Genomic DNA, 13,984 nt, shown 5'->3' with positions numbered 1-13,984 from the left:
TATTTCCACTTGGCTGCAACATGCTCTAGAAGATGCGGCATGAAAACCGCATCGCGCCTACCATTTCGCTGGGGCGTCGTCGGCGCCGGCACGATTGCCCGGCAGTTCGTCGACGATCTCGGCCATCTCCCTGATGCCCGGGTCGTGGCTGTGCATTCGCGCACGAGAAACTCGGCGCAGGCCCTGGCTGCCGATCGCAGCGCCGTTTCGATCCATGACGAATTCGAGGCGATGCTGGATGACGAATCCGTCGATGCGGTCTACATCGCCACGCCCAATTCGTTTCATGCACCGCAGGCGCTAAAGGCGCTTGCCGCAGGCAAGCCGGTGCTGGTCGAAAAGCCGCTGGCGATGACGAGCGCGCAGGCACGCGAGATTTTTACAGCTTCCGGGCGCGCAGGCGTGTTTGCCATGGAGGCGCTCTGGAGCCGCTTTTTGCCCGCGGTCGGGCAGGTTCGCAAACTGCTGGCCGAAGGTGCGATCGGCAAGGTTCAGCGGGTGGCTGCCGAACTCGCCTTCCATAAGCCGGAAGTGAGCGGCAATCGGTTCTACGATCCGGCGCTCGGCGGGGGAGCGGCACGCGACCTTGGCGTCTATCCGCTGTCGCTCGCATTCCTGCTTTTTGGCCGACCGACGACGGTCGCCGGCAAATGGCGGGCGGCCGGAACCGGCGTGGATCGTCGCACGGCTTTCGACTTTGAATTTGACGGCGGTGTGAAAGCAACCCTCGCTTGCGGCTTCGACCGCGACGGAGACAATGCCTTCATGATCTTCGGCAGCAAGGGGGCGATCCGCATCGCGCCGCCATTCCTCAAGGCGCAGCGGGTCATAACCTATCGTGGCATAGCGGGCGATTTGCCGCTCGTCGGTGCCTGTGCGCGCGCAAGCGGCACGATGGCGAAAGTTCTCGCGCGACTGCCCGTGCCCGGCCGGAGGGTCGAATTGTTTCCGTTTCCGGGCAACGGCCTGCAATTTCAGGCTGCGGCAGTCGCCGAAGCTGTGAGCGGCGGCATGATGCAATCTGAAGTCATGCCGCTTCAGGACAGCATAGCTGTTCTGGAAACGATCGAAAGCGTGCTCAGACAACCGCCGGAGGGCTGAAGCTGGACCGCATCCTGTATGAGGCTGCCGCATTCCCGGCGTTGGAGAGCGCAAGCGCAGCTTCGGTAATGTGCAGGGCGACATGGCCGGAGAAGAACGGCGCCTTGCCGGCCTTGATCGCTTCGGCGTGAACCGCGATACCGCCACAGAAGTCAATGCGCGAAGGGTAGCGTGGAAGCTGGAGTTTCGGCACGCTGATCCTGAGCGGCCGGCCCGGCGAAGGCCTGAGTGGCAGGGCCTTGCCGATCGTGTGCTCGAGGCGACCCGCGATCTTTTCAATGAAGCGGCGTGGCTGGCCGACCTTTTCGATGCGTACCGACGAGGTGTGATCCCAAAGATCACGTACGACAATCGTGCCCTTGTCACCGAGAATGGTGAGGGAACGGTCGCGTGGGGCAGCCAGGCCGCAGGTCAGACGGGCGACCGGGCCGGATCGGAAATTCAGGCAGCCCACGGAAAAATCCGGGCCGAGGCCGTGCCCGGCCGTATCTTCGCCCTTGTCTGAAAAGGCAAGCGTCGAAAAGGCGGTGATGCTGTCTACCGCGCCGAACAGTGAAACCAGCCAGGACAGCGCATAGCCGGCGTGCTCCAGCGTACAGCCGATCTCGAACTCATGAAGGCCGGGCCATGGAGCGCCCGAACGCGATTGCCAGGTCTGCCAGCGGTCACGGAAGACGGCGCCGTCTTCCATTTCGGCATAGATCAACTGCGGGCGGCCGATCTCTCCGGCGCGCAGAGCGTTTGCAACGGCTGCATGCGCGGGGCTCAACGCGTTGGCGGGGGCGCTGGCGGCGGTCAGGCCGCGCTCGGAAGCGAATGCGACCAGCGTTTCGGCGTCTTCCACCCGCATCGCGAGCGGCTTTTCCGAATAGATGTGCTTGCCGGCTTCAAGTGCCCGGCGCGAAACGGCGAAATGACTTTCCGGATTGGTCAGGTTGACGACGACGGTTATGTCGGGATCGGCCAGCAGCGCTTCGAAACTTTCGTAGGCGCGCACGCCGTAGAACCTCGAAAACCGCGTGAGCTGCGCCGGATTGTGGTCATACGCTCCAACCAATCGCAGGTTCGGGTGATTTTTCAAGGTCGTCATGTAGTAGTCGGCCACAAAGCCGGTACCCACGAACGCGATGCCTGTTTGAAAAACGCTGTCAGTTGCCATGATCGCGTTAGATAAACCGGACTGCTTTCCGGTTTATGAACTGGCGCAACGCAAAAACGAACTTGCCCGCCCCAAGCGGCCGGGCAGTTCCGCGAATATCTGGCGCTGGAACTCAGGCCGCGATGAGCTGCTTGCGGTCGACGCGCTCCTGCTGCGGCGAGCGGGCATAAAGCTCGCGGTAGCATTTGGAGAAGTGCGAGGCCGACACGAAGCCGCAGGCAACTGCCACCTCCACCACCGGCATGGACGACTGGATCAGCAGGTGGCGGGCGCGATCAAGCCGGATTTCCAGATAGTAGCGCGCCGGCGAGCGACCCATTTCGGTGCGGAAAAGCCGCTCGATCTGGCGTCGCGACAAGCCGACATGATTGGCGATCTCGATCAGCGAAAGCGGCTCCGAAAGGTTGGCCTCCATCAGTTCGATGATGGTCAGTACCTTGGAATTCTGAACGCCCAGGCGCGCGCGCAGCGGCAGGCGCTGGCGGTCGGTGGGGCTGCGCACGCGGTCGGTCAGTACCTGCTCGCAGATGCGATTGACCAGAGCGTCGTCGAAATCCTCGCCGATGAGTTTCAGCATCATGTCGAGCGCGGCGGTGCCGCCGGCGCAGGTGTAGATATTCTGGTCCACCTCGAACAGGTCGGCAAAGACGTTGGCCTTGGGGAAGGCTTCCTGGAAACCGGGCAGGTTTTCCCAATGGATGGCGCAGCGCTTGTTGGACAACAGACCAGCCGACGCCAGCACATAAGCGCCGGTGCACAGGCCGCCGATGGCGACGCCACGATTGTATTCCTCGCGCAGCCAGGCAAACACAGACCTGTTGTGGTATTTCTCCACATTCATGCCGGTGCACACCACCGCCATGGATGGCCGGTCCGGACCGGCCATCTTCTTGCGTTCATCTTCCAGCGAAGTATTGACCGAGCATTCGACGCCATTGGATGCGCGTACGGGCTGGCCGTCGAGGCTCGCCAGCCGCCAGCGATAGGCCTCGTAGCCCAGCATGCGGTTGGCGATGCGCAGCGGGTCGAGCGCCGTGGCGAACGCGACCATGGTGAAATCTGGTACCAGAAAGAAGACAAGCGATCTTTTGATCGGATGTTTTACAGCGTTCAAGGAAGCCTCACGCAAACCCGTAATAGCGCGAACACAGATGTCGCGATCAGAAAAGCGTCAACAGGAAAAAGCTTGCCTGTCAATGGGGTGAGAAGATGGCGAGAGGCCCGGATTTGCGACATTGCGGCTAGGGCGCAATCGCGGGGGACAAAGCAGCAGCCATTGAAGCCTGCGGCCAAAGAAAAACCGCGCCTGTCCTTTCGGAGGCGCGGTGCCTGGAGGTCGACCCGGAAGAGGTTCCGGGCCCGATACAATCTGTGGTTACTAGCGGACGAGATAGCCCAGGCGAGCGCCCGCGATCGCGCCGGATTGACCCGGCATGGTCTGGTTGAGGCGCTGCCGCTCGAGCGCGGTCGTCATGTTCATCTCACGACGCTTGCCGCTGAAGAACCGGGAAAACAGTTTCATGATACATCTCCATGCACTCACTCACACGGGATGCCTTCGCTTGATGGAGTGGGGCAACTCGATGATGGTGCCGATATAAGTGGTTTGTGGCGCAATTTCAGCAATGAAAGCGAAGCTCTTGCAGGCAAAAGCGACATCGCAATCGCCGCTTTTCTTGAGGATCTGAAATAGCGCTGCATTTCCAAGTAGATAGGCAATTCTTTGCGGCTATGCGGTTGCATCATATGCGCTATGCATCCGGCGCAGGTCTGGCGCACGACTACTTGGCGGTGAAGTAAAACTCCAAGAAAAACCCGCCGGGCGCTGCGCCGGAGCCCGGCGGGTGTGGTCCTGGGAGGTATTTTATTTGCAGATTTCAGGTGTAGAATGCGTCGAGTTCGACGACTGAAGGTCGAGCCAGCCGATATCCTTCTGAATCTCCAGGGGCAGGGCGCGAACTGACCGTTCGGTCTTATAGCGTCTGCGCATCTTCGAATATTCGGCAGCAAGACTGGCAATCTTCGTCAGGATAAGCATGGCGTTCTCCTTTCGGTTGTGATGCCGCAACAATATTTCGGACGGCATGAGGTTCTGGAGAGCCGGGCCGGCTTTGTTCCTATCGACCTCGTTCGTGTGATTGACTATCGGCCTTTCCAGGTGTTCAATCAAACGAAATGAAGTGATTTCATGGATCAGAAAAATTGAAAGGCGTTCGCCATGTCGGCCCCTCTTAATCACCCGCTTCCGGTGCTGGATCTCGATGTGCTGCGTACTTTCGTCGCAATCGCCGAAACCGGCAGTTTTACTACCGCTGCCAATGCGGTGTTCCGCACGCCATCTGCGGTGTCGATGCAGATCAAGAAGCTCGAGGACGTGCTGGGCCGTTCGGTCTTTTCGCGCGATGCGCGCTCGGTGACGCTGACCACCGATGGGGAAGTCCTGCTGGGCTATGCCCGACGCATGCTGTCCATCAACCGTGAGGCGGTCTCCAAGTTCATCGTGCCGGATATTACCGGTGTGGTTCGCCTCGGTTCACCGGACGATTATGGTGAGCGCGTCCTGCCGCATGTGCTGAAGCGGTTTGCGCAATCGCACCCGTCGATCGCGGTGGATGTCACGATAGACCAGAGCAAGAACCTGTGGCGGCGCATGGACGACCGCACGCTCGACATCACGCTGCTGACCAATTCCTACAAGGTGAACATGGTCGAAGCTGAAATCCTGATGACCGAGCCCATCGTCTGGGTTGGCGCCAAGGGTGGTTGCGCGCATCTTCGCGAGCCCTTGCCGGTCTCCCTGTGGGAAGAAGGCTGCGCCTGGCGGGCCGGCGCGCTTGAGGCGCTCGGGCGGGAAGGGCGCAACTATCGCATCGCCTATATGAGCGCGCATACGGCCGGTCAGCGCGCGGCGATCCTGGCCGATCTTGCCGTTGCGCCGCTGCCGCGCTCGTTCCTTGGCCCGGACCTGATTGAACTCGGCGCCAAGGACGGTATGCCGGACATCGGCACCTACAGCCTGGCGATGGTGGTGGCACCCGATGCCGACGCGCCGGTGAGAGCGGTGGCGGATCACATCCGCGCTACGTTCGAACTGTTCCGCGAGACCGGCAAGCTTTGAGGGAGCGCGCGGCGGGCGGCGTCGCCGCTCTCGCGCAGATAGGCGACGATCCGGTCGCGGGCACGGCGGCCTTCAGGCATGTCGACCAGCGGCCAGACGTGGAACATGTCCTGCGCGACCACCAGGTCGATCTCGACGCCGGCCGCGCGCGCCTTCTGCGCGAAGATCACATTGTCGGGTGTGAGCATGTCGCGCGTGCCGGTCAGCAGCAATGTGCGCGGCAGGACCGAAAGATCGCCATATAGCGGGCTGATGCGCCAGTCTGAGTGCTCCATGCCCGGTGCGTAGAGCCGTATCGCTTCCAGCCCGCCGGGAATGTCCAGCCATGGGTCCTGGCGTGCCATGCGCCGCACCTCGTCATTGCGCAACGTCATATCGACACCGGGGGAGATGAGAACATGGCAGCCGGGCGAAGGCAGCCCCTCCAGTGCGGCCATCATCGTCATCACCACGGCCATGTTGCCGCCGGCCGAGTCGCCCATGAAAATGATGTTTTCGGCCGCCGTTTCGCGCAGCATGTCGCGGTAAAGCTGCAGGACCATGCCGAACATGGCGTTGAAGTCGTATTCCGGCGCAATCGGATAGATCGGCACCAGCGTACGCATACCCAGACGCTCGGCCATCTCCCCGATCAGCAGCCAGTGATAGCTCGTGATTTCAAAGCAATAGGCGCCGCCGTGAAGGTAAAGAATCCGGCGGCTGTCGGCCAGTTGGCGCGGCACGACCTCGTAAACCGGAAAGCCGTGCAGCATGTGCTCGTGCATTTCGAAGCGTGAGGCGAAGCGCGCCGGCGGCTCGTGGCTGCCGGTGCGGCGGGACGCTGCGATCCAGCGCTTCAGGTTCTCCGGGCTGGCGAAGGCCTTCTTGCGGCTATGCTTGAGAAAGAGGGCAACGAGACGGGACTTGAGACTGGACATGCCAACAACCCCAACCTTCGGCTGTTTTCTGTCGCCTCCCTCTTCTCAATTTGTGTCCGGGCAGGCCTTCGTCAAGGCCCGCCCGATCATCCCCGGCGCCTTGCCGCGCGCTCTTCGCGCGAGCGGCGGCGTGGTGCGCCGTCGCCGCCTGCGCCGTCTTCCGCCAGCACCTTGCGCGGTGGCAGCTTCACCTGCTCGGAGAGCTTGGGGAAGGGGTCGACCTTGTTGGGCATGGCCATGGCGTCGATGAAAAGCTGCTGGAAATGCGGTTCCAGCGCCGTCTCGATCTTCTCGATGCGGCTGACCTCCTGCTCGATCTCGCGGCGGTGGTCGCGGTTCAGCAGCGCCATCAGCGCACCGGTGCCGGCGGCATTGCCCACCGCCTTGACCTCCGAGAGATCGCAGTCGGGGATCAGGCCCAGCACCATGGCGTATTTCGGGTCGATGAAGGTGCCGAAGGCGCCGGCGAAGCGGATCATGTCCACCGTTTCGACGCCCTGCTTTTCCATGAGCAGCTTGATGCCGGCATAAAGTGCTGCCTTGGCAAGCTGGATGGCGCGTATGTCGTTCTGGGTCACGGTGATGCGCGGCTCGCCGTCGCGCAGCAGATAGGAGAAGGTGCGGCCGTTCTGGAAGATGCGCGGCGAGCGCGCGGCAAGCGCTCCGTCGATCACGCCATCTTCGGAGATGATACCGGCGAGATACATTTCCGCGACCACCTCGATGATGGCCGAGCCGCAAATGCCGGTGACGCCGGTTGCCTTGGCGGCTTCCTCGAAGCCTTCCTCGTCCGACCATTTTTCCACGCCGATGACGTGATATTTCGGCTCCAGCGTCTCGGGGTCGATGCGCACGCGCTCGATGGCGCCCGGTGCGGCGCGCTGGCCGGAGGAAATCTCCGCGCCTTCGAAGGCCGGGCCGGTGGGGGAGGAGGCCGCGACGACGCGCGCCCCATTGCCCAGAATGATCTCGGCATTTGTGCCGACATCGACCAGAAGCATCATCTTGTCCTGACGGTAGGGGCCCTCCGACAGCGTGGCCGCCGCGGCATCGGCGCCGACATGCCCGGCAATGCAGGGCAGCAGATAGATGCGGGCGCCTTCATTGACATCGAGATCGATCTCGCTCGCCCAGGTGTGGACCGCGCCCGACACGGCCAGCGCGAAAGGCGCCTGGCCGAGTTCAGTCGGGTCGATGCCGAGGAACAGGTGATGCATGATCGGGTTGGCGACGAACACCGCATCGAGAATGTCGTGGCGGTCCACGCCGCCTTCCTCGCAGACCTTGCCGATCAGCGTGTTGACGGCTTCGCGCACGGCCTTGGTCATGGCCTCGCGCCCGTCCGGGTTCATCATCACATAGGACACGCGGCTCATCAGATCTTCGCCGAAGCGGATCTGCGGGTTGGAGGTGCCCGACGAAGCGACGATGCGGCCCGACAGCAGCGACACGAGATGCATGGCGATGGTGGTCGAGCCGATGTCGCAGGCGATGCCATAGGCTTCGTTCTTGAGGCCCGGCCAGAGCCCGATCATTGTGGGGCGCGACGTTTCCAGGTCGCGGTGGATGGCGGCGGTGACACCCCATTCGCCCTTGCGCAGGATCTGCTGCACCTGCGGGATGATATGCTGCGAAACCAGCAGGTCCTCCCAGCCCCAGTCGCGTTCCAGCATCAGCTTCAGACGGTCGAGGTCGCCAAGCGGCTTGTGCATGTCGGGCTGATCGACCTCGACAAAGCACAGCTGGACGGCGGGATTGCGCTCGATGACGCGATCGGTGGCCGCCTTGCGCACGACCTGCGCATTGATGACGGTGTCCTGCGGGATGTCGACGACGAGATCGCCCTGGATGGTGGCCGAGCAGGAGAGCCGGCGACCTTCCGCCAGGCCGCGCACGCGCTCGTAGCGCTCCTCTTTCGGTCCCTTGGGGGAGATGTGGTCGTTGGAGGAAATGATCTTGTGCTTGGCGAAATTGCCTTCCTGCACTTCGATCTGGCAGCGGCCGCAGGTGGCGCGCCCGCCGCACACGCTCTCAACATAGACGCCGAGCTGGCGCGCGGCATCGATCACAGGCGTGCCTATGGGGAAGCGCCCACGCTTGCCCGACGGCATGAACAGAACCAACGGATCGGTGATGTTGGCGGGAGAGTTCATCTCAGGCACTCCTTGCGGCCGCGCTTGCCTCTATCGGCTTCCGGCACCTTGCCGACTGCGCAGCAATTGTCTTGCGAAACGGATCAAGGCCCGCCCATGGGGCAGGCCAGTTCTTCAGCGGTGGAGTTCGGTCGCCAACGTCCCCGGCCGGAGGCCGGTCTCTTCCCGTCCGGCCAAATGCGCCGGACGGAACTGGCTGGACATGAGGCGACACGACGTTCTCCGATCTGTTTACCCGCGCGCCATCCGCGCTTCGCGGCCGCCGCGACGACGACCGCCAGCGGCCGCGCCCTCGGCGGGCGAAGTAACCGCGACCGGTGCGGGGGCGGCGTGCTCGCCCGGCTTGTAATCCTTGTAGGTCTTGATCCAGGTCATGCAGTCCTTGTCGGTGCCGGCAAGCACGTTGGCGCCGCGGACGGCCTCCATTTCCTGCGGGCGGCAAGGGTTCATGATGGCCGAGGTCATGCCCGCGCCGATCACCATCGGGATGAAGGCGGCATTGATGCCGTGGCGATGCGGCAGGCCGAAGGAAATGTTGGACAGGCCGCATGTGGTGTTGACCTTCAATTCCTCGCGCAGGCGGCGCAGGAGCGCGAACACCTGCCGGCCGGCATCGCCCAGCGCGCCGATCGGCATCACCAGCGGATCAACGACGACGTCTTCGGGCTTGATGCCATGGTCCATGGCGCGCTCGACGATCTTCTTGGCCACGGCGAAACGGACGTCGGGGTCCATGGAAATGCCGGTCTCGTCATTGGAGATGGCCACCACCGGCACGTCGTACTTCTTCACCAGCGGCAGGATGGCTTCGAGCTTCTCTTCCTCGCCGGTCACGGAATTGACCAGCGGGCGGCCCTTGGCGACCTTCAGGCCGGCCTCGATGGCGGCGGTCACGGAGGAGTCGATCGACAGCGGCAGGTCCACCAGCCCCTGGACGATCTCCAGCGTCTGCACCAGCAGCGCCGGCTCGGTCGCATTGGGATCGACGGCGGTGACGCCGGCGTTGACGTCCAGCATGGTTGCGCCCGCGGCGGCCTGTTCCAGCGCGTCCTTCTTCACCGTCTCGAAATTGCCGGCCACCATCTCGGCGGCAAGCTTCTTGCGGCCGGTCGGGTTGATGCGCTCGCCGATCACGCAGAAAGGCTGATCGAAGCCGATGATGATTTCCTTTGTCGCCGAGGCAACGATCGTACGGGTCATGAAGGTCTCCATTGAGATATAAAGATTTCTTTATATCGTTGGCTATTCTGTTTCAATTGCGGCCGACTCCGGCTTATCGGGCGGCCTTTTCCACCAGTTGAACTGGCTGTTGGGTCGGTTCGTCGTGCAGGAGATGTTCGAGCCGGTCGGCAACGATCTGATCGTCGGCGCGTCCCTCGCGCTTCCAGGGCTTGCGGCCCTTGAGCACGCCCGATTCGTGCACCATCTCGGCGACATACTCCTCCTGACGGTAGGCCATCACATGGATGCCGGAGACGCCGGGGATCTCCTTCACCTCGTTGATGATGTCGATGCAGATCTGCTTGCCTTCCTTCTTCTGGTCCTGCGCGCCTTCCAGCCGCTTGATGATCTCGTCGGGAATGTGGACGCCTGGCACGTTGGAGCGGATCCACTTGGCCGTCTTGGCAGAGGCGAGCGGGCCGACGCCGCACAGGATGAAGACCTTCTCGGTGAAGCCGAGGTCGCGCGCGCGTTCCATGAAGGTGCGGAACATCGGCACGTCGAAGCAATATTGCGTCTGCACGAACTGCGCGCCGGCGGCGATCTTCTTGCCGAGATGGATGGGGCGGAAATCGTAGGGCGGCGCAAAGGGGTTCACAGCGGCTCCCAGGAACACCTGCGGCGGCGTGGTCAGCTTGCGGCCTGACAAGAATTTGCCGTTGTCGCGCATGATGCGGACGGTTTCGAGCAGCGACATGGAGTCGAGGTCGAACACCGGCTTGGCGCCGGGCTGGTCGCCGGCCTGCACGCCGTCGCCGGTGAGGCACAGGATGTTGGCCACGCCCATGGCGGCCGCACCCAGCACGTCGCCCTGGATGGCGATGCGGTTCTTGTCGCGGCAGGCGATCTGCATGATCGGCGCATAGCCCATGCGCGTCAGCAGCGCGCAGATGCCGACCGACGACATGTGGCAGTTGGCGCCGGAGGCGTCGACCGCGTTGATACCGTCCACCCAGCCGTCGAAGATGGCGGCGCGCTCGTAGACATCCTGCGGGTTGGCGCTGTCAGGCGGGTTGAGTTCGGTGGTCACGGCAAATTCGCCGCGCCGCAAGACGCGCTCAAGGCGTCCGCGCGAAGAGTGGCCGGGCAGGGGGTCGAGCGGCAGGTCGATGCCCGCCGGGTTTTCGTCGGGATGGGGAGGACGCGGCGTGACCATGTTCATGCGGCCTCCTTCTTCGCGGCTTCGCGTGCGGCAGCGGCCTGCGCGGTCACGCGCAGCCAGGCCGAGGTTTCGCGCAGCGACTGGTCAACCGGCTTCTGGACGTTGAGGATGGCATCGCCCTGAACCATGTTGCGCGAGCCTTCCCAGGCCTTGACCCACACGCAGGGCATGTCGGGCTCGACCTCGCAATTGCCGTTGGCGCGCACGCCGCCGCAAGGGCCGTTGCGCAACTGCTTGGGGCAGTTCATGGGGCAGGACATGCCGGTGGAGGACAGCACGCACTGGCCGCACATGCGGCAGTCGAACATCAGGCCCTTCACGTGCTTCTCGACGAACTTCACCGGCGTCTCGACGCGCCCATAGCCGATGCCTTTCCACAGCGGATGCAGCAGCAGGAAAATGTCGGCGAAGCGGGCGTAGAACCACTCCAGCAGGCGCGAATGGCGGATCGACCACAGGCGCACGCTGTATCTGCGCTGCACGCGTCGCTGCGGCGACACGTCGGCCGGCTTGTAGTCGGTCTTCGGAGCCGTCTTCTTGACCATCGTGGCCTGCGTCATGCCGCCGGTGGCGGAGGGTGGAATCTTTTCCTCGCCGCCGGCAGGGCCAGCGGCCGTGGTGGAAACGGGCTGAAGCTCAGACATTTTCCTTGCCGCCTGCTTTCACGAGGGCAACGAGCCGCTCGCGGGGATATTCGCTGTCCAGTGCGACCGCAGCCTTGTCGGCCTCGATTTCCAGATCGTCGCTCACCGGCACGGGGTCGGCCTTGCGCCACTCGGCCAGATAGGCGTCGGTGTCGCCGGCGCCGGTGCGCATGGCGCACATGTCTATCGCCTCGGTGAAGCGCAACGGCAGTTCGCGCTTGGCGTTCTGCCTGCCCTTCTTGACGATGACCTGGGCAGGGATGTCGCGCCAGTAAACGATAATCAGATCGGCCATTTCAGTCTCACTCCCAACTGGCCGAGCATTGCCGCAACCGTTGGAACACCGCTTGTTATGGGGCGACGCGCGCCCCTTCAAAAGCGACGTGGCGTGGTGTCGCAAACAGAAATGGGGGATGGGGGCGCGTTTTGCCCGCTGCGACCAGCGGGGCGGCATCCGGCACGCGCCCGCGCAGGCATTCGGTTCAGGGTGGACGCGACAAGCGTCGCACATGCGAAATTCAGGGGATACAGAGCCGTGACGGGCACAGCGCGACAGGTCGCACAGCCCGGCTCTCAGTCGGCAGGGCCGGCGACCCGGGCAAGCGAGGGCGTCAGGTCGCCATAGCCGGTGAAGCGACGCTCATAGGCAAGGCCGAGCAGCTTCGCCGCATCCTCGGCCACCTTGTCGAGGGCCGGATCGTTCGTCTGCGCCAGATAGACGACCTTCTCGTAATGGCCGAAATAGTCGCTGACCAGTTCCGGGTGCTTGTCGAGGCCCAGCGGCTTGATGAAAAAGGCTTCGAACTGCCGGCACAGGAAATCTGTCATGTAGAAGGACAGCATGTCGCCGTCGGCGATCGCATTGAAGGCCTCGATGCCCTGGTAGAAGGCAAAGCAATGCGGGCCGTCCATGCGCTCGACGCCATGTTGCTCGCAAACGCGATCGACCATTCCGCCGCTGCCGCAATCGGCATAGCCGATGAATATCCTGTCATAGCCCTCGGCCCTGGCCTTCAGGATCGCCTTGTCGAGCGCGGGGGCGATGCGGTCGGGATAGTAGTGGAACTCCGCCGGCAGGCAGGTGAGGTCGAGATGGTCGAGTCCAAGCCGTTCCTTCACGGCAAGCACCTCGCGGGCGATCATGCCGCAGCCGATGACCAGAAGCCTGTCTGGCGCCTGCCGACCTGTATCCTGTGCGGTGCTCATAAACCCTTGGGTCTTTCGATCTTCAGAGTGTATCTAGTGCCGGTACGACTGATTTGCAGCCAAGAGAGGGAGACATCTCCATGAAACTGTCGCGTATCGTATCGCTTGCCGCCGTTCTGGCGTGCGCATTGGCGGTTTCGGCCTGTGCCAATACGATTCGCGGGGTCGGCAAGGATGTCAAGTCGACCGCCAGGGCCGTGGAAGACGCAGTCACCAACTAGGACATGAAGCGGGGTGGGACGGCCCTGCCTGCCTTGCAGCGCTATGTGACTGTAGAAAATGCTGGATTCCGTTTTTTGCGGAACCACAGCCGGGCGATTTCGTTCCTCGAAAGTAGTGACACGGTTCATTGATCGAGGGAGGTCTTCCATGAAGCTCGGTACGCTCGCCGTCTTCGCCGTCCTTGCAGGGACGCTCATGGTTTCCGCTTGCGCCAACACCATTCGCGGTGTTGGGCAGGATACCGCGAATGCCGTCAATGCGACGCAGTCCGCAGGTCATAAAATCGAGAAAGCCGCCCAGTAAGGGCGGCTTTTTCAGATCGTATCAGGCCGAAGTGCGGACGTTGTGCCGGCGCTTCATGTATTCCTTGGCGGTTTCGACCGCCACCGCCGCGTCGCGGCAATAGGCGTCGGCGCCAACGGCCTTGCCGAATTCCTCGTTGAGCGGCGCACCGCCGACGAGCACGACATAGTCGTCGCGAATGCCTTTTTCCTTCATGGTGTCGATGACGACCTTCATGTAGGGCATGGTCGTGGTCAGCAGGGCCGACATGCCGACGATGTCGGGCTGGTGCTCTTCGATCGCGGCCAGATAGTTCTCGACCGGATTGTTGATGCCGAGGTCGACGACGTCGAAGCCGGCGCCTTCCATCATCATGCCGACGAGGTTCTTGCCAATGTCGTGAATGTCGCCCTTGACGGTGCCAATGACCAGCTTGCCCTGTTTCGGGGCGCCGGTGGCTGCCAGCAACGGACGCAGGATGGCCATGCCGGCCTTCATGGCGTTGGCCGACAGCAGAACTTCCGGCACGAACAGGATGCCGTCGCGGAAGTCTTCGCCGACGATGCGCATGCCTTCGACAAGTGCTTCCGTCAGCACGTTGTAAGGCACCCAGCCGCGTTCCAGAAGTATCTTCGTGCCTTCCTCGATCTCCTCCTTGAGGCCATCGTAAAGGTCGTCGTGCATCTGCTGCACGAGTTCTTCGTCAGAGAGCTCGGACAGGATGATCTCGTCGTCAGACATTTTCAGGCTCCTCGTGGCCGCCGGCGACACTTTCCAGGCGGCATTCAACTGGCCCCAA

At 62.8% G+C, this 13,984-nt stretch carries 16 protein-coding genes; 4 read left to right on the top strand and 12 right to left on the bottom strand.

Translation table 11 applies throughout. The features are described from left to right. The first annotated feature begins 39 nt into the window (after positions 1-39). Positions 40-1,101, top strand: a complete 1,062-nt coding sequence (locus C7441_RS19905) for a Gfo/Idh/MocA family protein (RefSeq protein WP_109614359.1) — start codon at positions 40-42, stop codon at positions 1,099-1,101. Here the strand turns inward: C7441_RS19905 and C7441_RS19900 are convergent. The 4 genes from C7441_RS19900 to C7441_RS24160 form a co-directional block, all read right to left on the bottom strand. Further along, on the bottom strand, positions 1,079-2,260 hold the full coding sequence (locus C7441_RS19900) for a Gfo/Idh/MocA family protein (RefSeq protein WP_109614358.1): 1,182 nt from the start codon (positions 2,258-2,260) through the stop codon (positions 1,079-1,081). The genes C7441_RS19905 and C7441_RS19900 overlap by 23 nt on opposite strands. Before the next feature lie 112 nt (positions 2,261-2,372). Then, positions 2,373-3,311, bottom strand: a complete 939-nt coding sequence (locus tag C7441_RS19895) for a GlxA family transcriptional regulator (RefSeq protein WP_425280399.1) — start codon at positions 3,309-3,311, stop codon at positions 2,373-2,375. Positions 3,312-3,638: 327 nt separating this feature from the next. Then, the gene (locus tag C7441_RS24165) at positions 3,639-3,782 is read right to left on the bottom strand and encodes a hypothetical protein (protein ID WP_019173501.1); all 144 of its coding nucleotides are present in this window, start codon (positions 3,780-3,782) and stop codon (positions 3,639-3,641) included. A gap of 342 nt (positions 3,783-4,124) precedes the next feature. Continuing rightward, positions 4,125-4,298: a hypothetical protein gene (locus C7441_RS24160; RefSeq protein WP_170125200.1), complete on the bottom strand. Its 174-nt coding sequence runs from the start codon at positions 4,296-4,298 to the stop codon at positions 4,125-4,127. Between the two features lie 180 nt (positions 4,299-4,478). Here C7441_RS24160 and C7441_RS19885 point away from each other — a divergent pair, with 180 nt between their 5' ends. Beyond that, positions 4,479-5,378, top strand: a complete 900-nt coding sequence (locus C7441_RS19885) for a LysR substrate-binding domain-containing protein (RefSeq protein WP_019173503.1) — start codon at positions 4,479-4,481, stop codon at positions 5,376-5,378. Here C7441_RS19885 and C7441_RS19880 read toward each other — a convergent pair. From C7441_RS19880 to C7441_RS19850, 7 genes are all read right to left on the bottom strand, one after another. Then, the gene (locus C7441_RS19880) at positions 5,330-6,295 is read right to left on the bottom strand and encodes an alpha/beta hydrolase (protein WP_109614356.1); all 966 of its coding nucleotides are present in this window, start codon (positions 6,293-6,295) and stop codon (positions 5,330-5,332) included. The genes C7441_RS19885 and C7441_RS19880 overlap by 49 nt on opposite strands. 86 nt (positions 6,296-6,381) lie before the next feature. Further along, positions 6,382-8,448 (bottom strand): ASKHA domain-containing protein, encoded by a 2,067-nt coding sequence (locus tag C7441_RS19875; RefSeq protein WP_109614355.1) that lies wholly within the window; start codon positions 8,446-8,448, stop codon positions 6,382-6,384. Positions 8,449-8,679: 231 nt separating this feature from the next. Continuing rightward, positions 8,680-9,648, bottom strand: coding sequence for a methyltetrahydrofolate cobalamin methyltransferase (locus C7441_RS19870; RefSeq protein ID WP_019173506.1), 969 nt, complete (start codon positions 9,646-9,648; stop codon positions 8,680-8,682). Between the two features lie 73 nt (positions 9,649-9,721). Next, positions 9,722-10,831, bottom strand: a complete 1,110-nt coding sequence (locus C7441_RS19865) for a methylenetetrahydrofolate reductase (protein ID WP_210205682.1) — start codon at positions 10,829-10,831, stop codon at positions 9,722-9,724. Next, positions 10,828-11,376: a methylenetetrahydrofolate reductase C-terminal domain-containing protein gene (locus C7441_RS19860; RefSeq protein WP_244425416.1), complete on the bottom strand. Its 549-nt coding sequence runs from the start codon at positions 11,374-11,376 to the stop codon at positions 10,828-10,830. Before C7441_RS19860 ends, C7441_RS19865 begins: the two co-directional genes overlap by 4 nt. A 91-nt stretch (positions 11,377-11,467) precedes the next feature. Continuing rightward, complete coding sequence (locus C7441_RS19855; RefSeq protein ID WP_019173509.1) at positions 11,468-11,770, bottom strand: virulence factor; 303 nt, start codon at positions 11,768-11,770, stop codon at positions 11,468-11,470. Between the two features lie 278 nt (positions 11,771-12,048). Next, positions 12,049-12,681, bottom strand: a complete 633-nt coding sequence (locus C7441_RS19850; protein WP_109614354.1) for a DUF1638 domain-containing protein — start codon at positions 12,679-12,681, stop codon at positions 12,049-12,051. Positions 12,682-12,761: 80 nt separating this feature from the next. On the opposite strand from C7441_RS19850, the gene C7441_RS19845 reads away from it, so the two are divergent. Together C7441_RS19845 and C7441_RS19840 are read left to right on the top strand one after the other, a co-directional pair. Beyond that, on the top strand, positions 12,762-12,902 hold the full coding sequence (locus tag C7441_RS19845; protein ID WP_019173511.1) for an entericidin A/B family lipoprotein: 141 nt from the start codon (positions 12,762-12,764) through the stop codon (positions 12,900-12,902). 148 nt (positions 12,903-13,050) lie between these two features. After that, a complete protein-coding gene (locus C7441_RS19840) occupies positions 13,051-13,206 on the top strand; it encodes an entericidin domain-containing protein (protein ID WP_109614353.1) in 156 nt (51 codons plus the stop codon). 21 nt (positions 13,207-13,227) lie between these two features. Here C7441_RS19840 and C7441_RS19835 read toward each other — a convergent pair whose 3' ends face one another. Continuing rightward, positions 13,228-13,926 carry a corrinoid protein gene (locus C7441_RS19835; RefSeq protein ID WP_019173513.1) on the bottom strand — a complete coding sequence of 233 codons (699 nt, stop codon included), beginning with the start codon at positions 13,924-13,926 and terminating at the stop codon, positions 13,228-13,230. Between the last annotated feature and the right edge of the window lie 58 nt (positions 13,927-13,984).

Source organism: Pseudaminobacter salicylatoxidans (genome assembly GCF_003148475.1).
GTDB lineage: Bacteria > Pseudomonadota > Alphaproteobacteria > Rhizobiales > Rhizobiaceae > Pseudaminobacter > Pseudaminobacter salicylatoxidans.
Note: the sequence above shows the minus strand (reverse complement) of the source record. Positions and strands in the feature narration are given on the sequence as shown.

Coding starts and splice junctions, on each gene's coding strand:
- C7441_RS19905 (WP_109614359.1), top strand. CDS start 40: ATGAAAACCGCATCGCGCCTACCATTTCGCTGGGGCGTCGTCGGCGCC.
- C7441_RS19900 (WP_109614358.1), bottom strand. CDS start 2,260: ATGGCAACTGACAGCGTTTTTCAAACAGGCATCGCGTTCGTGGGTACC.
- C7441_RS19895 (WP_425280399.1), bottom strand. CDS start 3,311: ATGGTCGCGTTCGCCACGGCGCTCGACCCGCTGCGCATCGCCAACCGC.
- C7441_RS24165 (WP_019173501.1), bottom strand. CDS start 3,782: ATGAAACTGTTTTCCCGGTTCTTCAGCGGCAAGCGTCGTGAGATGAAC.
- C7441_RS24160 (WP_170125200.1), bottom strand. CDS start 4,298: ATGCTTATCCTGACGAAGATTGCCAGTCTTGCTGCCGAATATTCGAAG.
- C7441_RS19885 (WP_019173503.1), top strand. CDS start 4,479: ATGTCGGCCCCTCTTAATCACCCGCTTCCGGTGCTGGATCTCGATGTG.
- C7441_RS19880 (WP_109614356.1), bottom strand. CDS start 6,295: ATGTCCAGTCTCAAGTCCCGTCTCGTTGCCCTCTTTCTCAAGCATAGC.
- C7441_RS19875 (WP_109614355.1), bottom strand. CDS start 8,448: ATGAACTCTCCCGCCAACATCACCGATCCGTTGGTTCTGTTCATGCCG.
- C7441_RS19870 (WP_019173506.1), bottom strand. CDS start 9,648: ATGACCCGTACGATCGTTGCCTCGGCGACAAAGGAAATCATCATCGGC.
- C7441_RS19865 (WP_210205682.1), bottom strand. CDS start 10,831: ATGAACATGGTCACGCCGCGTCCTCCCCATCCCGACGAAAACCCGGCG.
- C7441_RS19860 (WP_244425416.1), bottom strand. CDS start 11,376: ATGGTCAAGAAGACGGCTCCGAAGACCGACTACAAGCCGGCCGACGTG.
- C7441_RS19855 (WP_019173509.1), bottom strand. CDS start 11,770: ATGGCCGATCTGATTATCGTTTACTGGCGCGACATCCCTGCCCAGGTC.
- C7441_RS19850 (WP_109614354.1), bottom strand. CDS start 12,681: ATGAGCACCGCACAGGATACAGGTCGGCAGGCGCCAGACAGGCTTCTG.
- C7441_RS19845 (WP_019173511.1), top strand. CDS start 12,762: ATGAAACTGTCGCGTATCGTATCGCTTGCCGCCGTTCTGGCGTGCGCA.
- C7441_RS19840 (WP_109614353.1), top strand. CDS start 13,051: ATGAAGCTCGGTACGCTCGCCGTCTTCGCCGTCCTTGCAGGGACGCTC.
- C7441_RS19835 (WP_019173513.1), bottom strand. CDS start 13,926: ATGTCTGACGACGAGATCATCCTGTCCGAGCTCTCTGACGAAGAACTC.